The organism is Streptomyces thermocarboxydovorans (genome assembly GCF_039524635.1).
Taxonomy (GTDB): Bacteria; Actinomycetota; Actinomycetes; order Streptomycetales; family Streptomycetaceae; genus Streptomyces; species Streptomyces thermocarboxydovorans.
In genome coordinates this window covers 38,754-59,976 of record NZ_BAAAGU010000010.1, presented here as the reverse complement: position 1 = coordinate 59,976, position 21,223 = coordinate 38,754, and the positions used below count along the sequence as shown (strand labels likewise).

Here is a 21,223-nt window from a genome sequence, read left to right as displayed (position 1 = left end):
CACCGCTCCGGGTCTGGTTCTCGGTCCCGGTCCCGCTCACTGCGAGCCGCCCTCGCGCATCGGCACCCGCACGCCCCGCTGCTCGGCCACGGTCTCGGCGATCTCGTACCCGGCGTCGACATGCCGGATGACGCCCATGCCGGGGTCGTTGGTCAGCACCCGGCGGATCTTCTCCCCCGCCAGCGCCGTGCCGTCGGCCACCGTCACCTGCCCGGCGTGCAGGGAGCGGCCCATGCCCACGCCGCCGCCGTGGTGGATGGAGACCCAGGAGGCGCCGGAGGCCACGTTCACCATGGCGTTCAGCAGCGGCCAGTCGGCGATGGCGTCGGAGCCGTCCAGCATCGCCTCGGTCTCCCGGTAGGGGGAGGCGACGGACCCGCAGTCCAGGTGGTCGCGGCCGATGACGACGGGCGCGGCCAGTTCGCCGCTCGCGACCATGTCGTTGAAGCGCTCGCCGGCCTTGTCGCGCTCGCCGTAGCCGAGCCAGCAGATGCGGGCCGGCAGCCCCTGGAAGTGCACCCGCTCCCCCGCCATGCGGATCCAGCGGGCGAGGGACTCGTTCTCCGGGAAGAGGTCGAGGATCGCCCGGTCGGTCCTGGCGATGTCGGCGGGGTCGCCGGAGAGCGCGGCCCAGCGGAAGGGGCCCTTGCCCTCGCAGAACAGCGGCCGGATGTAGGCGGGGACGAAGCCGGGGAAGGCGAACGCCCGCTCGTATCCGGCGAGTTTCGCCTCGCCGCGGATGGAGTTGCCGTAGTCGAAGACCTCGGCGCCGGCGTCCTGGAAGCCGACCATGGCCTCGACGTGCCTGGCCATGGACTCGCGGGCGCGGGTGGTGAAACCGGCCGGGTCCTTCCTGGCCTCCTCCGCCATGTCCTCGAAGGCGATGCCGAGCGGCAGGTAGGACAGCGGGTCGTGGGCGGAGGTCTGGTCGGTCACGACGTCGATGGGGGCGCCCATGGCCAGCAGCTGCGGCACCAGTTCGGCGGCGTTGCCGAGGACGCCGATGGACAGCGGGCGGCGGGCGTCGCGGGCCTCGACGGCGAGCTGCAGCGCGTGGTCCAGGCCGTCGGCCTTCACATCGAGGTAGCGGTGCTCGATCCGGCGGTCGATGGCCCGCGGGTCGCAGTCGACGCAGATGGCGACGCCGTCGTTCATGGTCACGGCGAGCGGCTGGGCGCCGCCCATGCCGCCGAGGCCGGCGGTGAGGGTGATGGTCCCGGCGAGGCTGCCGCCGAACCGCTTCGCGGCGACGGCGGCGAAGGTCTCGTAGGTGCCCTGGAGGATGCCCTGGGTGCCGATGTAGATCCAGGAGCCGGCCGTCATCTGCCCGTACATGGTCAGGCCGAGGGCCTCCAGGCGGCGGAACTCCTCCCAGGTGGCCCAGTCGCCGACGAGGTTGGAGTTGGCGATGAGGACGCGCGGTGCCCACTCGTGGGTCTGCATGACGCCGACGGGGCGGCCGGACTGGACGAGCATCGTCTCGTCCTGCTTGAGGGTCTGCAGCGTGCGGACCATGGCGTCGAAGGAGCGCCAGTCCCGGGCGGCCTTGCCGGTGCCGCCGTAGACGACGAGCTTGTCGGGGTGCTCGGCGACCTCCGGGTCGAGGTTGTTCTGCAGCATCCGCAGGGCGGCCTCCTGCTGCCAGCCCAGGGCGCTCGGCTGCGTGCCGCGCGGTGCCCGGACGGTGCGGGGTCCTGACATGTCTGCCTCCTCATCGCGTGTTACTGCAGATATTCACATACTCAGCGCCTGAATAGGGCTAGTCAATACATGCGGGTGCCGCCGTGCGGGCGTGTCGGGTGTTTGGCTGGATGCATGGGCCATGAGAGCCAGGAGACGAACAGCAGCGACGGGAGGGGCCAGCGGTGAGCCATGACGAGAGCCGGTCGGCGCGACGGGACCGGGCCGTGCGGCAGGCGGTGGAGCAGGGGCTTCTCGGACCCGATCAGCCCATCGTGGCGCTGCTCGACGTCACCGGCATCCGGCAGTCGGCGGCCGGGCTGCGCGCCGCGTTCGAGGCCGTCGCGGCACCCGGCACACGGATACTGCACGCGTTCGCGGTGAAGGCGACGCCGCTGGTGCCGGTGCTGCGGCTGCTGCGGGCCGAGGGCATCGGCGCCGAGGTGGCGAGCCCGGGCGAGCTGGCGCTGGCGCGGGCGGCGGGGATCGAACCGGAGCGGACGGTGCTGGACTCGCCCGCCAAGACCCCGGCGGAGCTGCGCGAGGCGCTGGCGCTGGGCATCGCCGTCAACGCGGACAATCCGCAGGAGCTGGCCCGCATCGACACCCTGGTGGGCTCGGGCACGCCCCGCTCACCGCTCGGGCTGCGGGTGAATCCGCAGGTCGGGTCCGGTGCCATCGAGGCGCTGTCGACCGCCACCGCGACCAGCAAGTTCGGGGTGGCGCTGCGCGACGAGGGGGTGCGGGAGTGGGTCGTGCGGGCGTATCTGGAGCGGCCCTGGCTGACCCGGCTGCACGCACACACCGGCTCGCAGGGCGTGGCGCTGGAGCTGATGGCGCGCGGGGTGGCCGAGACCTACGAGCTGGCGGAGGAGATCAACCGGCGGGCGGGCCGGCAGCAGGTGGACACCCTCGACATCGGCGGCGGGCTGCCGGTGAACTTCGCCTCGGAGGCGTTCACCCCGACGTACGGCGCGTATGCGCGGGTGCTGCGGGACACGGTGCCGGGGCTGTTCGACGGGCGGTACGGGATCGTCACCGAGTTCGGCCGGTCACTGCTGGCCAAGCACGGCACGCTCCTCGCCCGGGTGGAGTACGCCAAGCGCGCGGGCGGGCGGCCGGTGGCGGTGACGCACGCGGGCGTGCAGGTGGCCACGCGCACGGTCTACGCACCGCAGGAGTGGCCGCTCAGGATCGCCGCCTACGACGCCAAGGGGCTGCCGAAGGAGGGGCCCGCGGTGGTGCAGGACATCGCCGGCCCGGCCTGCTTCGCGGGCGACCTGCTGGCCCGGGAGTATCCGCTGCCGCTGCTGGAGCAGGGCGACTACGCGGCGGCGCTGGACACCGGCGCGTACTACTTCGCCCACCACTACGCCTACAACTCGCTGCCCCGCCCGGCTGTGCACGGCTTCGTCGCGGATGAGCCGGGTGACGTCACCTTCGCCCTGGTCCGCCCCGCCCAGACGACGGAGGAGATCGTGCGGGAGTCGGGCGGCGACCACGCCGACGCGCTCGTGGAGGGCCTGGGGTCCTGAACGCGGCCAGGGCCCGCCGCACCCGGCGGGCCCTGCCCGAGGATTCCGTATTCGCCCTGGTCAGACCAGGGCCGGGGTCTTGCGGCGGGAGCCGCCCGGCTTGGCGTCGCCGGCCGCGATGCCCGTGGTGCGGTAGGCCTTGACCGCCTTGCCGGCCGGGTTGCCGGCGTTGCGGCCGAGCCAGTCGACCCGCACCCACAGCAGCTGGTCGCCGGCCTTCTCCAGGCGGCCGATCCAGGAGGCCTTCAGCCACAGGCCCACACCGCACCCGGCGAGCAGCAGACCGCCGGCGGCCGGGGCCGCGAGGGCGCTGCCCAGCGCCGCGAGGAAGGCGAGCAGCAGCCACCAGCGGTGCCCGCGCCGCCAGTTGCGGGCGGTCACCGCGCGGTCCTGGAGCACGTCGTGCTTGCCCGCCCGGGCCGCCGCACGGGTCAGGTCCCGGTAGCGGCCGCGCCGCAGAAGGGCGATTACGGCGGCCGCCACGATGAACAGGGCGGCACCCGCCAGCACGCCGATCCGGCGCCCGGTCAGTCCCGGCACCGACAGCCCGATGCCCGCGGCGAAGACTCCCAGCCACCACAGCGGCGCGGCCCCGGCCCGTACCACGACGGCCACCCGAGCCAGCCCCTGACCTCCGCGCGACACGTTCCAGCCTCCCGTCTCACATCCGATGCGCATCCGATGCACGGTCCGACAGCGGTTCCTGAAGAAGCGGTACCAGAAGAAGTACCAACTACGGCACGCTAGCGACAGAAGCTGAGACGAGTCTGAGAACGCCGGACGGGACCCACTGCGGGCCTCACTCCACGAACAGGCCCCGGGCCGCCGCCTTGGCGTCGAACTCCTCCAGCCGCGCCTGGGCGTCCGGCAGCTCGTCGCACATGGCCTCCAGCAGCACCCGGCCCAGCAGCATCGGCGCGCACGCGGTGTCGAAGACGAGCCCGGTGCCGACGGGGGCGGGCAGCAGCAGATCGGACACCTTGGCGACCGGCGCGAAGGCGGAGTCGGCGACGGTGATCACGGTCAGGCCGGACTCCTTGGCGTGGGCGAGGGTGTTCACGACCTCCCGGGGATGCCGGGGCAGCGCGAAGCAGAGCAGGGCGCTGGCACCGGCGTGGACGGCGGCGTCGATGCGGTCGTGCAGCATGGAACCGCCCTCGTTGAGCAGCCGTACGTCCGGGTGGACCTTGGCGGCGAAGTAGGCGAAGCCGTGCGCCTGGGCGGCGGCCGCGCGCAGCCCGAGCACGGGCAGCGGCCGGCTGCCGGCCAGCAGGCGGCCCGCCCGCTGCACGGGCACGGGGTCGGCCAGGGCCTCCGCGAGGTGCCGCAGATTCTGGATCTCCGCCTCGACGGCCTGCTGGTACTCGTTGACGCTGCCGGAGTCGGGCACGGGCTCGGCCGGGGCGACCTCCCGCAGATGACGGCGCAGGGCCGGGTAGCCGTCGAAGCCGAGGGCGACGGCGAAGCGGGTCACCGAGGGCTGGCTGACGCCCGCCAGTTCGGCCAGCTCGACGCTGGACAGGAACGGCACGTCGGCGGCGCGGCGCACCATGCTGTGGGCGATGCGCCGCTGGGTCGGCGTCAGCCGGTGCCCCTCGAACAGCGCCTGAAGGCGCGCGGCAGGGCTGTCGGCGGCGCTCATGACGTGCTCCCCCTCGGAACTATTCACTCTCCGCAACTCTTGCATACCGTTATACAGCCGCGGCGCCCGCCGCACGACCTCGTCCGGCGGGCACCGCGGAATCGGGGGTGCGGTGCCGGGGCCTCGGGCCCGGTGCCAGGGCCACAGATGCGGTCGATGACGAACTGCGAGCCGGGTTCGGCGACCACCTCGGCACCCGTTGATCAACAGTTTTCATCAGCAAGTCTTCTTCTTGCGCAATGAGGGTGGGCGGCCCGGTCGCCGCACCCCGGCCGTCCCGAGGCCGGGAACGGGGGTTAGCACCAGTGCGCCGGGGCCGTGCCCTGCCTACCGTGGGCCGCATGAGCGGAATGGACGCGCGGGACGCCGAGCTGAAGAAGGAGCTCGACGCCACCCTGCGGGCGCGCAGGGAGCTGGGTGAGGAGTACGAGCCGGCGCTGATCGACTCGTTCCTGGAGAAGGTCGACCAGCGCATCGACGGCGCGGTGGAGCGCCGGGTGCGCCGGCAACTCGCCGAGCAGCAGATGACGGCAGCCCGGGAGTCGAGGGCACCGAGGCCCATGGACAGCTGGGGAGACCGGTTCGGCTTCGCGATCGTCTCCCTGGTCCTCGCGGTGCCGCTGTCCGCGATCGGCGGGACCCAGGGCGGACTGCCCGGCCTGCTGGCGGCCTGGCTGGGCATCGTCGGCGTGAACGTCGCCCAGATCGCCCGCACCAACCCGGGGCTGTTCAGCGGCTGCGGGGGCGGCCGCAAGGACCGGGACGGCGGCTGCGAGGAGTGACCCGCCGGTTCCCGTGCCGCGAGCACCGGGAGCACCGGGGCTACCGGGAACGCCCTACGCACCGGGAGCACCGGGGCTACCGGGAACGCCCTACGCACCGGGAGAGTTGTGCGCGGGGACCGCCGCACCCCCGGTGGACCCGGGGGGCGGGACGACGGCGGTCCCCGCGAGGGACGCGGGACCGGGACTGAGCCGGTGGCGCGTCCATGGCGTCGGAGGTCCGGGAGCCGCTCCGGAGGTCCTTGACGCCGTTTCACCGCCGGCCGGAACGGGGAGCCGCTCCCGTCCCGCCGACATCACTCAATCTGCCGGACGCGTGTTAACCGAGTGCTGCGCGAACGTGACGCCCTCGTACCACTTGCGCGAAGTCCACGCGGACCTCATGCGGCTCAACGGTCACGTGCGCGGCGGTCGTTCACCTGTGCGGTGTTCGCGCGTCCGCCGTCACCCCGCTCGCTCCCCCGCCGTCACCTGCCGCTCTTGGCGAGGAACGCCAGCAGGTCCTGGCGGCTGACCACGCCGGTCGGCTTGCCCTCGACCAGGACGATCGCCGCGTCCGCCTTGCCCAGCACCGCCATCAGGTCGGCGACCGGCTCACCCGAGCCGACCTGCGGCAGCGGGGCCGACATGTGCTTCTCCAGCGGGTCGTCGAGCGAGGCGCTCTTGCTGAACAGCGCGTCCAGCAGCTCCCGTTCCACCACCGAGCCGACGACCTCCGCGGCCATCACGTCCGGGTGGCCGGCGCCCGGCTTGACGACCGGCATCTGCGAGACGCCGTACTCGCGCAGCACCTCGATGGCCTGGCCGACCGTCTCGTCGGGGTGCATGTGGACCAGGGACGGCATGGAGCCCTCCTTGTCCTGCAGCACGTCGGCGACGCGGGCGCTCGGGCCGCTGTCCTCCAGGAAGCCGTAGTCGGCCATCCACTCATCGTTGAAGATCTTGCTGAGGTAGCCGCGTCCGCTGTCCGGCAGCAGCACCACCACGACGTCGTCCTCGTCCAGCCGGGAGGCCACCTTCAGCGCGGCCACCACCGCCATGCCGCAGGAGCCGCCGACCAGCAGGCCCTCCTCCTTGGCCAGGCGGCGGGTCATCTGGAAGGAGTCCTTGTCGGAGACGGCGACGATCTCGTCGGCGACGTTCCGGTCGTAGGCGGAGGGCCAGAAGTCCTCACCGACGCCCTCGACCAGGTACGGGCGCCCGGAACCGCCGGAGTACACCGAGCCCTCGGGGTCGGCGCCGATCACCTTGACGCGGCCGTCGCTGACCTCCTTGAGGTAGCGGCCGGTGCCGGAGATGGTGCCGCCGGTGCCGACGCCGGCCACGAAGTGGGTGATCTTCCCCTCGGTCTGCTCCCACAGCTCCGGGCCGGTGGAGTGGTAGTGCGACAGCGGGTTGTTGGGGTTGGAGTACTGGTCCGGCTTCCAGGCGCCCGGCGTCTCACGGACCAGGCGGTCGGAGACGTTGTAGTACGAGTCGGGGTGCTCGGGGGCCACGGCGGTCGGGCAGACCACGACCTCGGCGCCGTAGGCGCGCAGCACGTTGATCTTGTCCGTGGAGACCTTGTCCGGGCAGACGAAGATGCACTTGTAGCCCTTCTGCTGGGCCACGATGGCGAGCCCCACGCCGGTGTTGCCGCTCGTCGGCTCGACGATGGTGCCGCCCGGCTTCAGCTCCCCGCTGCGCTCGGCGGCCTCGATCATCCGCAGGGCGATGCGGTCCTTCACGGAACCGCCGGGGTTGAAGTACTCCACCTTGGCCAGGACGGTCGCCCTGATGCCCTTGGTCACGCTGTTGAGCCGCACCAGCGGGGTGTTGCCGACGAGGCTGATCATCGAGTCGTGGAATTGCACCGTTGTCTCCGGATGCTGCAAAAGGTGTGGTCGTAGTGGTTCAGCCAGCCTAGGCCCTCCCGGCGGCAGTACCCGGCCGGGTCGTTCACCCGCTGTCGCGATTGGGCGACGGTCCGTACGGGGCAAGCACTGGGTGTAAGGGTTCGAGGAGGTGGCGGGGAGGCATGACGCGGATGTCGAGGGCGAGGGTGGCCCGGCGGATCGCGGCCGGCGCGGCGTACGGCGGGGGCGGCGTCGGTCTGGCCGGTGCGGCCGCGGTCGGCCTGCTGGTCGCCGAGGCGCAGCTGGCGCGGCGCCGGGTGGGCAACGGCGCGACTCCCTTCGTGCCGAACGCGGACGGGCTGTACGGCGCCGCCTACACGGTGCCGGGGGTGCCCGCGCTGCGGCTGACCATGCTGGGGGACTCCACGGCGGCGGGGCAGGGCGTGCGACGGGCCGGGCAGACGCCGGGGGCGCTGCTGGCCTCGGGGATCGCGGCGATCGCCGAGCGGCCGGTCGGGCTGAGCACGGTCGCGGTGCCGGGGGCGCGCTCCGACGACCTGGACCGGCAGGTGACGCGGGCGCTGGCCGATCCGGCGCGGGTGCCGGACGTGTGCGTGATCATGATCGGCGCGAACGACGTCACCCACCGGATCCCGGCGACGCGTTCGGTGCGGTGCCTGTCCTCGGCGGTACGGCGGCTGCGGACGGCCGGCGCCGAGGTGGTCGTGGGGACGTGCCCCGACCTCGGCACCATCGAGCCGGTCTGGCAGCCACTGCGGTGGCTGGCCCGGAGGGCCTCCCGGCAGCTGGCGGCGGCCCAGACCATCGGGGCGGTCGAGCAGGGCGCGCGCACCGTGTCCCTGGGCGACCTGCTGGGCCCCGAGTTCGAGGCGAACCCGCGCGAGCTGTTCGGCCCGGACAACTACCACCCCTCGGCCGAGGGCTACGCCACAGCCGCGATGGCCGTACTGCCGACCGTGTGCGCCGCCCTCGGCCTCTGGCCCGCCGAGGAGGAACGCCCCGACGCCTCCCGCCGCGAGGGCTTCCTCCCCGTGGCCCGCGCAGCCGCCGAGGCCGCCTCCGAGGCCGGCACAGAAGTCACCGCCGCCTCCCCCACCGGCCCCCGCGGCCCCTGGGCCCTCCTCAAACGCCGCCGACGCCGCCACATGCCGGAGCCGGAACGCACCCCGGTCGCCGAGTAACGCGCAGGGGGACGCCCCGGGGGGCGCCATACCGTCCTGCGGGCACCATCCCGCGCCCGGCGGACACCGCCCCGCATCCGACGGGACTATCCGCATCCGGGGACAGCGAGCCCGGCAGTCACCGCCCCGCGCCCGGCGGGCAGGGTCCGTCGGACGGCCGGGCATCGCCCCGCAACCGGCAGGCGCCACCCTGCACCGGTGGGCAGCGCGCGGCGGGCGTGACGCGTGCGGCAGGCGTTCCTCGGCCCAGGCGGGCGCTGTCCCCTCCGACGGAAGCGGCGTCCTGCCACACCCCGGGGGCTGCGGGAGTGCGGCCGTCGCCGGTCCCTGCGGGGCTTAGAGCGGGCTCGGGCGCTCAACAAACGGTGCGCCCGAGCCCGCTCTAAGCCCCGCAGGGGAAAGCAAGCGCTTAGACATCTGCGGTCCATGTCACATGCCGATGGCCGTGACCTGGGTGCTACGGGCCGGTAATTTCCGAAGCAGCCCTGCACCAACCCACCGGTATGCCCTGGAGCCGTGATGCCCGAAGCTGTGATCGTCTCTGCCGCTCGTTCGCCCATCGGCCGCGCCTTCAAGGGGTCGCTCAAGGACATGCGTCCGGACGACCTGACCGCCACGATCATCCAGGCCGCCCTCGCCAAGGTGCCCGAGCTGGACCCGAAGGACATCGACGACCTGATGCTCGGCTGCGGCCTTCCCGGCGGTGAGCAGGGCAACAACCTCGGCCGGATCGTCGCCGTGCAGATGGGGATGGACCACCTCCCCGGCTGCACCATCACCCGCTACTGCTCCTCCTCGCTGCAGACCTCCCGCATGGCGCTGCACGCCATCAAGGCCGGCGAGGGCGACGTGTTCATCTCGGCCGGTGTCGAGACGGTCTCCCGCTACACCAAGGGCAACTCCGACAGCCTCCCGGACACCCACAACCCGCTGTTCGCCGAGGCCGAGGCCCGCACCGCCGCCCGTGCCGAGCAGGAGGGCACCACCTGGCACGACCCGCGCGAGGACGGCCTGCTGCCCGACCCGTACATCGCGATGGGCCAGACCGCCGAGAACCTCGCCCGCTGGAAGGGCGTCACCCGCCAGGAGATGGACGAGTTCGGCGTCCGTTCGCAGAACCTCGCGGAGGAGGCCCTCAAGAACGGCTTCTGGGAGCGCGAGATCACCCCGGTCACGCTGCCCGACGGCACCGTGATCTCCAAGGACGACGGCCCCCGCCCCGGCACCACCCTGGAGGCGGTCTCCCAGCTCAAGCCGGTCTTCCGCCCCGACGGCCTGGTCACCGCCGGCAACTGCTGCCCGCTCAACGACGGCGCCGCCGCGCTGATCATCATGAGCGACACCAAGGCCCGCGAACTGGGCCTCACCCCGCTCGCCCGCATCGTCTCCACCGGCGTCTCGGGCCTGTCCCCGGAGATCATGGGCCTCGGCCCGGTCGAGGCCACCCGGCGCGCCCTGAAGCTGGCCGGCCTCACCATCGACGACATCGACCTCTTCGAGATCAACGAGGCGTTCGCCGCCCAGGTGATCCCGTCTTACCGGGACCTGAACATCCCGCTGGAGAAGCTGAACGTCAACGGCGGTGCCATCGCCGTCGGCCACCCCTTCGGCATGACCGGCGCCCGCATCACCACCACCCTGATCAACTCGCTGCAGTTCCACGACAAGCAGTTCGGTCTGGAGACCATGTGCGTCGGCGGCGGCCAGGGCATGGCGATGGTCATCGAGCGCCTGAGCTGAGCACCGCAGCGTAATCACCGAGGCACGGTCCGTCAGATTCCGGCCCGGGGTCCCGCAGTTGAGAGGATCCCGGGCCGATCTGTGATCCAACCGCCCCCAGGATGTGACCTATCCCTCTTTTCATGGGGATCAATGCAGGTCAGCATCACGCCTCGATCGGCCCCGGAACCACACCCCTGTCCGTTTCGTGACGTTACGCACTGACAGATGGTTAGTCCGCCCTTCAAGCTGATGTAGGAAGTCGGGGGTCGACTTTGAACCGGGAGTACGTCAGTGAGCGCCATGCCGATCGCCCTGCTGATCACCACGGCCGCCACCGGCGCTGTGGGCGTCGCCGTCCTGTGCAGCATCGTCAAGCTGCGCCGGCAGGTCGCCGCCCTGCACACCGAGCTGGCCGAGAACCGCGCCGCGACCACGCGCGCCCTCCTTCCGTCCGCCCGCACGGCCGACGCCGACCAGATACGCGCCGCGGTGGCCGAGGCGCTCGCCGAGGAGCGGGAGCGCGAGCTGGCCGAGGCACGGGCGTTCTGGGCCGCCCAGGAGGCCCGTGACGCCTCCGACGCCCCCTCCCTGCTGGGCCTGGCCGACAGCGAGCTGTTCCTGCCCCGGCAGGCCGATTTCGTGGGTCTGGAGCCGGTGACCGAGCCGGGCTCCGAGACCGAGGAGCACTCCGGCGACTCCCCCGAACTGGCCGCGGCCCGCCGTCGTCACCCCTCCCACCCCGACTTCGTGCCGAACCCGTCGCCGGTGGTGAGCGACCACGAGCGCACGGTGACCATGCTGGAGGAGCTGGCCGCCGAGCAGGTCGAGCTGACGGATGTGCGCCCCGGCCCGCTGGGCACGCTGGACGTGTACGTCTTTGCGAACGGGACGACCCTGTGCATGACGCCGGGCCACCGGGAGACGGCGCAGCGCCTGGCCACCGCGGTGCGCGACGGCGACGGCCCGTACCTCCTCGGCGGCTCCGGGATCTCCGGCGCGTACACGCTGACCTTCGCCTGCGGCGAGGAGAACGTCTACGTCCTGGCCGACCGCGTCATCGCATCCCTGTAGCAGCGGACTGAGGGCCTCTCAGACCCCGGCGCGATGCTGCGCCTCCTCCACCAGCCGTACCGTCTCTGCGACCTCGTCCTCGCTCTTGAGTACGAGGGCCAGGTCATGTACGGCCACGGTGATCTGATCGGCGGCGGCGAACATCCCGGCGTCCGGCATCTCGCGCGGCTCGGTGCCGGGCTCCTCGGCGAGCTGGGCCCGCCGCGCCAACTCCCTGGCCAGGGCGAGGGCCTCGGCGGCAGCGCCCCGCTGCAGCCGGCTCTGCGGCGCGGCCCGCAGCCGGTCGGCGAAATGATCCACGGCACTGATGAGGGGCGTCGTATCAACCACGCCGCGAGCGTACGCGGCGCCGCAGCACTGTTGCCAACGGGCGAACGCTCAGGCACGGTGACCTGAAGGACCGGCTTACATTCCATGCGTCCGGAGGCGCCGATGTCCCAAGTCTTCTCCGAGGAGACCCATCGCAATCTGCTCGCCCGCATCCCCCATTGCACCGGTCGTGAGATCTCCGACTGGCTGCGCACCGTCGAAGAAGGCCCGGCTCTTCTGCGCTTCGAGGAAAAGGTCAGCTGGCTCCGTCACGAGCACAACCTCGCGTACGGCCACGCCAAGGCGATCATCCACGAGTACGACCTGAGGAGGGCCGCGCGCAAGCTGCTCTAGTGACCTGAGTCGGAGATTCGTCGGCAGTAGGCGGCGACTTTGTCGAGGATCTCGTCGGCGGTCTTCGTCCAGACGAAGGGCCGTCCCGAATCGTCCACAGGGTCAGTCCGCAGTGCCGGCAGTGTCCGGCGACGACGAAGGGCCCCGGGTGAACCCGGGGCCCTTCGCTGCGAACGCGACGTGATCTTCTCGTCGGTGATCAGTCGCTGCTGTTCAGGATCGAGATCAGCCTGAGGAACTCGAGGTAGATCCACACCAGCGTCAGGGTCAGACCGAACGCGGCGAACCAGGCCTCCTCGCGCGGGGCACCGTAGGCGATGCCGTCCTCGACCTGCTTGAAGTCCAGGGCAAGGAAGCAGGCACCGAGGATGATGCCGATGATGCCGAAGACGACGCCGAGAGCACCGCTGCGGAAGCCGAGGCCGTCACCGCCGCCGAACACCGCGAACAGCAGGTTCACCGCCATCAGCAGGATGAAGCCGAGCGCGGCCGCCATCACGAAGCCGTAGAAGCGGCGGTTGACGCGGATCCAGCCCGCCTTGTAGGCCACCAGCACACCGGCGAAGACCGCCATGGTGCCGAGCACCGCCTGCATGGCCGCACCGTCGGCGACGCGGTTGTCGACGATGTTGGAGACGACGCCGAGGAACACACCCTCGAACGCGGCGTAGGTCAGGATCAGCGCGGGCGAGGCCTTGCGCTTGAAGGACTGCACGAACGCCAGGACCATGCCGATCAGGGCGGCGCCGATGCCGATGCCGTAGGACCGGCCGATGTTGGCGTCGTCCACGGGCAGCAGCGCCCAGGAGAGCGCGGCGGCGAGAACGAGCACACCCAGCGTGCTCGCCGTGCGCATGATGACGTCGTCGATGGTCATCCGGCCGGTGGTGGCCGGGGCCTGCGGCGGCGCGCCGTACTGCTGACCCTGCTGGGCGTAAGGGTTCTGCGCGTACGGGTTCTGCGCGTAGGGGTTGCCCGTCGGCTGGGCGTACGGGTTGCCCTGCGTGGCGACAGCGGGACCCCCGGCCTGCGGCGCGGTGCTGAAGCCCGCGTAGCCGTTGTCGCGGCTGAACCCCCGTCGCGAGAAGACCGGGTTTCTGCTCCTCATTTCACTCCTCCATGGCCATCACAGTGTGGCCTTGGCTCAAGAGTAATAGGTAGGCAAAGGATTGACCCTAATGCTTGGGGAGGATCTTTCCCTCGTCGTGCTGCGCAACACGCTACGCGTCCGGGTGATTCCCCTCACCGGCAGGCCGCCCGGCCGGCCGAGTGTCACTCACCCCGCCGGGGTCCGGGCCGGTCCGACCCGGTGGTTTTGCCCGGCCATGACGCGCGCCGGGGACTGTCAGGCGGCGCGGCCGGTGTTTACGTGGGTGGGGACGTTCCGGGATCCCCCGTCACGGAGGTGTACACCATGGCAGACGCCGCCTCGCGGCTGAAGGGCCTCGTCGAACAGTTGCTGGGCACCCCGCTCCCCCTCCGCATCCGCGCCTGGGACGGCTCCCAGGCCGGCCCGCCGGACGCACCGGCCCTGGTCGTCCGCAACCGCCGCGCCCTGCGCCGTCTGCTGTTCAAGCCGGGCGAGCTCGGCCTCGCCCGCGCCTGGGTGGCCGGCGACCTGGACATCGACGGCGACCTCTACACCGCCCTCGACCGCCTGTCCGGCCTGATCTGGGAGCGCGAGGAGGACGCCCGCTCCCTCGGCCGGGCGCTGCGCGATCCGCGGTTCCGCTCCGCCGTGCGCGGCCTGCTCGCCCTCGCCGGGCCCCCGCTGCCGCCGCCCGCCCCCGAGGAGGAGGCCCGCCGCCCGCGCCGCGGCCTGCACACCCGGCGCAGCGACCGGCGGGCCATCAGCCACCACTACGACGTGGGGAACGACTTCTACGAGCTGGTCCTCGGCCCGTCCATGGTGTACTCCTGCGCCTACTGGCAGGCCCCGCCCCCCGAGGGCACCCTCGAGGAGGCCCAGCGGGACAAGCTCGACCTGGTCTGCCGCAAGCTGGCGCTGAGGCCGGGCCGGCGGCTGCTGGACGTCGGCTGCGGCTGGGGCTCGATGGCGGTCCACGCCGCGCGCGAGTACGGAGCGAACGTCGTCGGCATCACCCTCTCCCAGGAGCAGGCCGCCTACGCACGCAAGCGGGTCGCCGGCGAGGGCCTCACCGACCGGGTGGAGATCCGCGTCCAGGACTACCGGGACGTCCGCGACGGCCCCTACGACGCGATCTCGTCCATCGGCATGGCCGAGCACGTCGGCTCCGAGCGCTATCTGCAGTACGCGAACGCCCTGTACCGGCTGCTCGTGCCGGGCGGGCGGCTGCTGAACCACCAGATCGCCCGCCGCCCGCAGCGCGACGAGGACTCGTACCAGGTGGACGCGTTCATCGACGCCTATGTCTTCCCCGACGGCGAGCTCTCCCCCGTCGGCACCACCGTGACCGCTCTGGAGCGGGCCGGTTTCGAGGTGCGCGACCTGGAGTCGCTCCGGGAGCACTACGCGCTCACCCTGCGCGAGTGGGTGGCACGCCTGGAGGCCGACTGGGACCGTGCGGTCGTCCTCAGCAGCTACGGCAGGGCCCGGGTCTGGCGGCTGTACATGGCGGCCTCCGCGCTGGCCTTCGAGCACAACCGCATCGGCGTCAACCAGATCCTCGCGGTGAAGACCCCCGACTCCGGCGACTCGGGGCTGCCGCTGCGCACCCGCACCTGGCACTGACCGGCGGCCGCCGGGGTCGCTCGTCCGGAAAGGCCCCGGCCGCCCGCGCGGACGGCGAAGGGCCCCGTCCCGGCTCTGGGACGGGGCCCTGCATTCCGCTCGATTCCCCTCGATTCCCCTCGATTCCGCTCGCGGTGAGGAACTACTCCGCCTTGATCGCCTGGAGCATGTTCAGCCGGGCCGCCCGCCGGGCCGGCCAGAGCGCGGCGAGCACCCCCACCGTCGCGGCCAGCAGCAGGAAGACCGCCAGGCGGTCCCAGGGCAGGACCAGTTCGTAGGTCGCCATCCGGGTGCCGAGCAGCTCACCGGCCGCCCAGCCGAAGAACACGCCCAGGCCGATGCCGAGCACCCCGCCGAACAGGGAGATCACCAGGGACTCCAGGCGGACCATCCGCTTGACGCCCCTGCGGTCCAGGCCGACCGCGCGGAGCATGCCGATCTCCTGCGAGCGTTCGAACACCGACATGGCCAGGGTGTTGATGACGCCGATCACCGCGACGATCACCGCCATCGCCAGCAGCCCGTAGACCATGTTCAGCACCAGGGTGAACATCTTGGCGATCTCGTTGGAGATGTCCTTCTTGTCCTGGACCGCGATCGCCGGGTTGGAGCCGAGCGCCTTCTCCAGCCGGTCCTTGACCGCGTCGGAGACGCCGTCCGCGGTCTTCACCAGGACCAGCATGTCGGTCGGGTCGGTCTGGTGCGGGGCGAGGGTCCGGTTGTCGATCATGATGCCGGAGAACATGTCGTTGCCCCGGTAGACCCCGGCGACGGTCAGCCGCTGCTTCTTGCCGTCCTCGTAGGCCACGTCGAAGGTGCTGCCTGCCTTCCAGTCGTGCGACTTCGCGGTCCCGTCGTCCACCACGACCCGCGTGCCGCCGATCGCGAGGGAACCGTCCTGCACCTCGAAGTCGGTCAGCTTCCCGAAGGCGGTGCCGTCGACGCCGGTCAGGAACTCGGTGCTGCCGTCGATGCGGGACGGCGAGTTGCGCATGGCGCTGGTGGCGGTGACCTCGTCGAGCTTCTTCAGCTTCTGCTCGACGTCCGGGGAGAGGGCGTTGCCGGTCGCCATGGAGACCACGTAGTCCGCCTCGATGGCCCCGGAGGCCATCTTGTCGATGGACTTCTGCAGGCTGCCCGCCATCACCGTCATGCCGGTGATCAGGGTGAGCCCGATCATCAGCGCGGACGCGGTCGCGGCGGTGCGGCGCGGGTTGCGCACCGAGTTCTGCCGGGCGAGCTTGCCGGAGACCCCGAAGAGGCGCATCACGGGGGCGGCGGCCGCGATCAGCGGGCGGGACAGCAGCGGGGTCAGGATGAACACGCCGGTGATCAGCAGCACGGCGCCGAAGCCCATGGGGGCCTGGCCGTCCGAGCCGTCCATCGAGGTGGCCGCGAGGACCACCGCGACTCCGGCGGCGGAGAACAGCGCGCCGACGGTGTTGCGCAGCACCAGCGACTTGGTGGTGGCCTTGGCGTGCACCGAGCTCATCGCCGCCACCGGCGGGATCTTCGCCGCCCGGCGGCCGGGCAGCCACGCGGCGAGCATGGTGACGAGGATGCCGACGGCGAAGGCGGTGCCGACCGTGCCGGGGGTGATCACCAGCGGCCCGTCGGGCACGGTGGCCTCCAGCATGCCCATCAGGGAGCGCAGCCCCACGCCGATGCCGATGCCGCCGAGCAGTCCGGCCACGGCGGCCACCGTGCCGACCACGAACGCCTCGATCAGCACCGACCGGGTGACCTGCCGCCGGGAGGCACCGACGGCGCGCAGCAGCGCCAGCTCCTTGGTGCGCTGGGCGACCAGCATGGTGAAGGTGTTGGCGATGATGAACGTGCCGACGAACAGCGCGATGCCGGCGAACACCAGCAGGCCCTGCTTCAGCCCGCTCATCGAGGAGGCGATGGCCTCGGCCTGCTCCTCGGCCAGCTTGCCCCCGGTCTCCGTCTCCACGACGTCCCGCGGCAGCGCCTTGTCCAGCTGGGCCTTGAGCGCGGCCTCGGAGACGCCGGCCTTGGCCTTGACGTCGATCTCGTCGAAGGTGCCCTCCTTGCCGAACACCTTCTGCGCGGTCGCGGTGTCGAACAGCGCGAGGCTGCCGCCGGCCGCCACATTGCCGTCGTCCGTGGTGAAGACGCCGACCAGGACCGGCTCGAGGAGCGGGCCGTTCACCGACATCCGCACGGGCTCGCCGACCCGGTAGCCGGCCCGCTTCACCGTCTCGGAGTCGACGAGGACCTCGTCCGGCCCCCTGGGCGCGCGGCCCTCGACCAGCGGGTAGCGGGGGTCCTTGGCGCCCCAGTAGTTGCCGCCCTGCGTCTGGAAGCCGTCGCCGACCAGCCTGCCGTCCTTGTCGGCGAGGGCGGCGAACCCTCCGACCACGCCGATGGCACTCTCGGCGCCCGGCACCCGGGCACTGGCGTCGACCATGGCCTTCGTCAGCTCCTGGCTCTTGCCGACCCGGTCGCCCTCGGCGTCCTTCCACTTGGGTGTGACGGCGACGTCGACATGGTCGAAGCCCTTGGCGGAGCTCTTCTGCAGAGCGCTGGAGATGGTGTTGGTGAAGACCAGGGTCCCCGACACGAAGGCCACGCCGAGCATCACGGCGAGCACGGTCATCAGGAGCCGGGCCTTGTGCGCGAGCACATTGCGCAAGGCGGTACGGAACATGGGTGTCTTCTCGAGTCCAGACGTACGAGGGGGGCGGGATGAGGGGCTGTCAGCTGGTGCGGCCCTTGGCGTCGAACCGCTTCATGCGGTCCAGCACCGAGTCGGCCGTCGGCCCGTACATCTCGTCGACGATCCGGCCGTCCGCCAGGAAGATCACCCGGTCCGCGTAAGCGGCGGCGACGGGGTCGTGGGTCACCATGACCACCGTCTGGCCCAGCTCGCGCACCGAGTTGCGCAGGAAGCCGAGCACCTCGGCGCCGGAGCGGGAGTCGAGGTTGCCGGTGGGCTCGTCGCCGAAGACGATGTCCGGCTTGGAGGCGAGCGCGCGGGCGACGGCGACACGCTGCTGCTGGCCGCCGGAGAGCTGGGAGGGCCGGTGGCCGAGCCGTCCGGAGAGGCCGATCAGCCCGATGACCGTGTCCAGCCACTCCTTGTCGGGCTTGCGGCCCGCGATGTCCATGGGGAGGGTGATGTTCTCCAGGGCGTTGAGGGTGGGCAGCAGGTTGAACGCCTGGAAGATGAAGCCGATCTTGTCACGGCGCAGCTTGGTCAGCTGCTTGTCCTTCAGCGTGCCGAGTTCGACGTCGCCGATGCGGACCGAGCCGGAGGAGAAGGTGTCCAGGCCGGCCACGCAGTGCATCAGCGTGGACTTGCCGGAGCCGGAGGGGCCCATGATCGCGGTGAACTCGGCCTGCACGAAGTCGACGGTGACCCGGTCCAGGGCGACCACCTGGGTCTCGCCCTGTCCGTAGATCTTCGACAGCTCCGTGGCGCGCGCGGCCACGGCGGTGGACCGGTCGGCGATGGGTGCGGTGGTCACGGGTTGGACGCTCCTGTCGGGACGACGAGTACGACGTTGCTGGGTATGCGTCCATCGTTGCGTGCGATGGTCCGCGGCGAGTCAGCCGCTGCTCCGGTTCCCGGGGGCGACTGAGGACTGACCGGCGGGCCGCTGTGTCATACCTGGGTCTGATACCGCCCCCTACCCGAGTCGGGTCCGGCCCGCGCGCCGGGGGGGCGCCTCCCCCGGCGCGAAGAACCGGCCGGGCACCCTCGTCGAGACGGTGAATTTCCGTCATTCCGCATGCGCACCCGGCGATGGCGCGCAAGGCTTGCTGGCAAGTGCTGATGGCCTGCCCATGAGCTGATGCTCCATCAGTTGCCAATAAAATAAGACAACATGGGTTTGCCCGCTCCCGAAGCGGAGGGGCCGTGACGCTAGGCTCGGAGCACTCGACGCGGAGCCCATGGCCTGCCCGGATGGTGGAATGCAGACACGGCGAGCTTAAACCTCGCTGCCCCTACGCGGGCGTGCCGGTTCAAGTCCGGCTCCGGGCACTCCGACGCCTGTAACCGCCGACCTGCAAGAACGGCGGAGCTTCGCGGTCCCTCGTCCTTGTCGCCGGCGCACCGCTGGCGCACGCCTTCTTCAGCCCTTCGGGCAGGGCGTATGCGAATTCCATGACGAACAGGGACGGGCACCCACGGGCCAGATCTGACACACCGCCAATGCAGTGATCATGTGTGGACGAGCTGCCAGCTGCGGGCGCGCTCGTCGAGCTCCACGGCGGCCTTCACGCCTCTGCGGTCGAAGACACGCAGCTGCCCGCGGATGATCCTCACCTCACTGGCGGCGCGAGCCGAGCGGACGCCGTCGAACAGGTCGAGGCTCGTCGACCAGGTCGCGCAGGCGGCCTCGAGGTGTCCCTGCGCAGACTGCTCCCGGCCCTGTGCTGCGAGGGTCAGCGCGGTGATCCTCTGGTGCTGTCCCCCGGCTCCGGGCCTGGCCTTGGCAGAGGTCGCGTAGTAGCGCTCGGCGTTGGCGTGGTCGCGCAGCTCACGGAACGTCTTCGCGGTGTGACTGGCGACGGTCGCCCGCGAGGAGCCCCAGAGCGCGGCCCAGAACGGGACGGCCTCGGGGTCACCGTGGAGAACGAGGTCCTGTGCCTGGCGGATCTGGGCGACCGCCTCCTTGCCCCGGCCAGCATGGGCGAGCGCGCGGGCGCGTGTCACCGCGAACAGGGCCTCGGTCGCCGGGTCGACCCGGCCGCGGACGGTGTCCAGGGCGCGCTCGGCGAGGTCGAGGGTGGCGGCCGGCTGGCGGATGTCCATGCCGTTGTGCGCCATGATGCGCAGTATCCAGGCGCCGTGAAGGTCGTCGTCGGCCTCCTTGGTGAGGGCCCATGCCTGGAGGTAATAGCGCTGAGCGAGACCGTGCTCGCCCGCGTCGTAGGCTTTCCAGCCCGCGAGGTAGGCGACGCAGGCCGCCGCTGACAGGGCGTCGGCCCGGTCCCGTTCGCGGGCGAAGGAGGAACGGCAGAGGTCTGCGACGTCGCTGCGCAGGTACTGGGCGACAGCGCTGCGCCCCTGCCGGCCTCCGTGCCGCTCGTCGATGCGGGTGTACATGGCGACCATGTCGCGGACGGCGGCGATCTCGGCCGGCCCCGCGCGGTGCCCCGCTGCTGCGGCCCGCTGCCGCTGCTCGACGGCCTGCTCCACGCCCAGCGGCAGAGCCGCCGCCGCGACGCTGTAGGCCGTGCCGGTGAGAAAGCCTCTCCGGTGAATGTCCGCCTCCCCGAGTCGCCGGAGGGTGTCGACCGGATCGGGCCCGAGCAGCAGGCCGAGACCCTCATGGGGGGTGTCCTGCTCCGGGGCGCACAATCCGAGATCGCTCGGCCTCAGATGGCGGCCGAGCCTGCGAGAGACCGCTTCGGCAAGGTACGTCGCTGTCCGGGGCGACGGCTTCTTGCGGCCGCTGACCCAGTGGGCGATGGCCGACTTGTTGGTGCGGAGCAACTCGCCCGCCTCGGCGGCCACGACCCTGACCGCGGCGGCGGCCTGCTCGTACGTCAGACCGGCTTCTTTCAGGGCATCATGCAGCGCGTCGTTACGCGCAGGCGGGTGATTCACCGTGCCTCTCCACCCTCCCGACCACGGCGTTAAACCCGGTAAACGCATGAGCGTTGACCGGCGCTGGTGCACCCAGCGTATTCCTCGCTTCACTCGCGGTACGAGCGAACTGCGCAATGCCGTTGGAGGCGTCTGTGGCGAGCACTGCATTCACCCGTGCCGAGGGCGGCCCGGAGACCCGCCTCGCGGCGTCGTGGCGGCCGATCGCACATGCGACCGGCTACCCGACCTTCACCGCGCTGATGCAGCGGGACGAGCTCGCCGGCGCCGATACCCGGCGGATGCTGACCGCTGTCCTCACGGGGTGGGGGCTGAGGGAGTTACGGGAGGACACACATCTCGTGGCGACCGAGCTGGTGACGAACGCCGTTCAGCACGGGTGCGGGGACGTGATCCGCGTCAACGTGGCCCGCACCGGGATGCGGCGGGTACGGGTGAGCGTGACCGACCGGAGCCGACGGCAACCGCATCTGCAGCAGGTCGACCTGCTCGAGGAGAGCGGCCGGGGCCTGGCACTCGTGCAGGCCGTGGCGAGCAGTGTCGGCGTCATCCCTTTGCCCTGGGGGAAGAGCGTCTGGGCGGAGGTGACGGCGTGAGCACGGCCTCGCCGCGCGCCCGTCGTACCTGCCCGACGGGCCGCTGGATCTGACCACCGCCGAACGGGAGAGAAACCAGTGACCACTCACGCCGTACGCCTCGCCGCCGCAGGGGCGACCGCGACCGTTGTGTCCGCCGAAAAGGCCCGTCACCGACTGGACGGCCCGCTGCTTCGAGCAGTCGTTCCACCACCGGCTCCC

General features: G+C 71.6%; 17 protein-coding genes and 1 tRNA gene. 9 read left to right on the top strand and 9 right to left on the bottom strand.

Annotated elements, in window-relative coordinates:
- Window positions 1-36: 36 nt before the first annotated feature.
- Complete coding sequence (hutU, locus tag ABD198_RS06745) at window positions 37-1,701, bottom strand: urocanate hydratase (protein WP_343998466.1); 1,665 nt, start codon at window positions 1,699-1,701, stop codon at window positions 37-39.
- A 164-nt stretch (window positions 1,702-1,865) separates the two neighbouring features.
- Here hutU and ABD198_RS06740 point away from each other — a divergent pair, with 164 nt between their 5' ends.
- Window positions 1,866-3,215: a type III PLP-dependent enzyme domain-containing protein gene (locus ABD198_RS06740; protein ID WP_343998465.1), complete on the top strand. Its 1,350-nt coding sequence runs from the start codon at window positions 1,866-1,868 to the stop codon at window positions 3,213-3,215.
- Window positions 3,216-3,275: 60 nt separating this feature from the next.
- Here the strand turns inward: ABD198_RS06740 and ABD198_RS06735 are convergent, their stop codons facing one another.
- Together ABD198_RS06735 and ABD198_RS06730 are read right to left on the bottom strand one after the other, a co-directional pair.
- Entirely contained in the window at window positions 3,276-3,860 is a 585-nt protein-coding gene (locus tag ABD198_RS06735; protein ID WP_343998464.1) for a hypothetical protein, read from the bottom strand.
- Window positions 3,861-4,014: 154 nt separating this feature from the next.
- The gene (locus ABD198_RS06730; protein WP_343998463.1) at window positions 4,015-4,857 is read right to left on the bottom strand and encodes a MurR/RpiR family transcriptional regulator; all 843 of its coding nucleotides are present in this window, start codon (window positions 4,855-4,857) and stop codon (window positions 4,015-4,017) included.
- Window positions 4,858-5,198: 341 nt separating this feature from the next.
- Between ABD198_RS06730 and ABD198_RS06725 the strand changes: the two genes are divergently transcribed.
- Entirely contained in the window at window positions 5,199-5,639 is a 441-nt protein-coding gene (locus ABD198_RS06725) for a hypothetical protein (RefSeq protein WP_343998462.1), read from the top strand.
- A 467-nt stretch (window positions 5,640-6,106) separates the two neighbouring features.
- Here ABD198_RS06725 and ABD198_RS06720 read toward each other — a convergent pair whose 3' ends face one another.
- Entirely contained in the window at window positions 6,107-7,492 is a 1,386-nt protein-coding gene (locus ABD198_RS06720; protein ID WP_343998461.1) for a cystathionine beta-synthase, read from the bottom strand.
- A 164-nt stretch (window positions 7,493-7,656) separates the two neighbouring features.
- On the opposite strand from ABD198_RS06720, the gene ABD198_RS06715 reads away from it, so the two are divergent.
- The 3 genes from ABD198_RS06715 (at window position 7,657) to ABD198_RS06705 (ending at window position 11,469) form a co-directional block, all read left to right on the top strand.
- Window positions 7,657-8,676 (top strand): SGNH/GDSL hydrolase family protein, encoded by a 1,020-nt coding sequence (locus tag ABD198_RS06715; RefSeq protein WP_343998460.1) that lies wholly within the window; start codon window positions 7,657-7,659, stop codon window positions 8,674-8,676.
- Between the two features lie 519 nt (window positions 8,677-9,195).
- Window positions 9,196-10,416, top strand: a complete 1,221-nt coding sequence (locus tag ABD198_RS06710; RefSeq protein WP_343998459.1) for an acetyl-CoA C-acetyltransferase — start codon at window positions 9,196-9,198, stop codon at window positions 10,414-10,416.
- A gap of 273 nt (window positions 10,417-10,689) precedes the next feature.
- The gene (locus tag ABD198_RS06705) at window positions 10,690-11,469 is read left to right on the top strand and encodes a hypothetical protein (protein ID WP_343998458.1); all 780 of its coding nucleotides are present in this window, start codon (window positions 10,690-10,692) and stop codon (window positions 11,467-11,469) included.
- An 18-nt stretch (window positions 11,470-11,487) separates the two neighbouring features.
- On the opposite strand, the gene ABD198_RS06700 is transcribed toward ABD198_RS06705, so the two are convergent.
- Window positions 11,488-11,799 carry a hypothetical protein gene (locus ABD198_RS06700; protein WP_343998457.1) on the bottom strand — a complete coding sequence of 104 codons (312 nt, stop codon included), beginning with the start codon at window positions 11,797-11,799 and terminating at the stop codon, window positions 11,488-11,490.
- Between the two features lie 102 nt (window positions 11,800-11,901).
- Here ABD198_RS06700 and ABD198_RS06695 point away from each other — a divergent pair, with 102 nt between their 5' ends.
- On the top strand, window positions 11,902-12,132 hold the full coding sequence (locus ABD198_RS06695; protein ID WP_343998456.1) for a DUF4287 domain-containing protein: 231 nt from the start codon (window positions 11,902-11,904) through the stop codon (window positions 12,130-12,132).
- A gap of 199 nt (window positions 12,133-12,331) precedes the next feature.
- Here the strand turns inward: ABD198_RS06695 and ABD198_RS06690 are convergent, their stop codons facing one another.
- Entirely contained in the window at window positions 12,332-13,240 is a 909-nt protein-coding gene (locus ABD198_RS06690; protein ID WP_343998455.1) for a Bax inhibitor-1/YccA family protein, read from the bottom strand.
- A gap of 306 nt (window positions 13,241-13,546) precedes the next feature.
- Here ABD198_RS06690 and ABD198_RS06685 point away from each other — a divergent pair, with 306 nt between their 5' ends.
- Window positions 13,547-14,845 (top strand): class I SAM-dependent methyltransferase, encoded by a 1,299-nt coding sequence (locus ABD198_RS06685; RefSeq protein ID WP_343998454.1) that lies wholly within the window; start codon window positions 13,547-13,549, stop codon window positions 14,843-14,845.
- A gap of 142 nt (window positions 14,846-14,987) precedes the next feature.
- Here the strand turns inward: ABD198_RS06685 and ABD198_RS06680 are convergent, their stop codons facing one another.
- Together ABD198_RS06680 and ABD198_RS06675 are read right to left on the bottom strand one after the other, a co-directional pair.
- Window positions 14,988-17,516 carry an ABC transporter permease gene (locus tag ABD198_RS06680; RefSeq protein ID WP_343998453.1) on the bottom strand — a complete coding sequence of 843 codons (2,529 nt, stop codon included), beginning with the start codon at window positions 17,514-17,516 and terminating at the stop codon, window positions 14,988-14,990.
- 49 nt (window positions 17,517-17,565) lie between these two features.
- Window positions 17,566-18,336 carry an ABC transporter ATP-binding protein gene (locus ABD198_RS06675; RefSeq protein ID WP_343998452.1) on the bottom strand — a complete coding sequence of 257 codons (771 nt, stop codon included), beginning with the start codon at window positions 18,334-18,336 and terminating at the stop codon, window positions 17,566-17,568.
- A 434-nt stretch (window positions 18,337-18,770) separates the two neighbouring features.
- On the opposite strand from ABD198_RS06675, the gene ABD198_RS06670 reads away from it, so the two are divergent.
- Window positions 18,771-18,854, top strand: a tRNA-Leu gene (locus ABD198_RS06670).
- Window positions 18,855-19,034: 180 nt separating this feature from the next.
- Here ABD198_RS06670 and ABD198_RS06665 read toward each other — a convergent pair.
- Entirely contained in the window at window positions 19,035-20,426 is a 1,392-nt protein-coding gene (locus tag ABD198_RS06665; RefSeq protein ID WP_343998451.1) for an NsdA family TPR-like regulatory protein, read from the bottom strand.
- Window positions 20,427-20,560: 134 nt separating this feature from the next.
- Between ABD198_RS06665 and ABD198_RS06660 the strand changes: the two genes are divergently transcribed.
- On the top strand, window positions 20,561-21,022 hold the full coding sequence (locus tag ABD198_RS06660; RefSeq protein WP_343998450.1) for an ATP-binding protein: 462 nt from the start codon (window positions 20,561-20,563) through the stop codon (window positions 21,020-21,022).
- The last annotated feature ends 201 nt before the right edge of the window (window positions 21,023-21,223 follow it).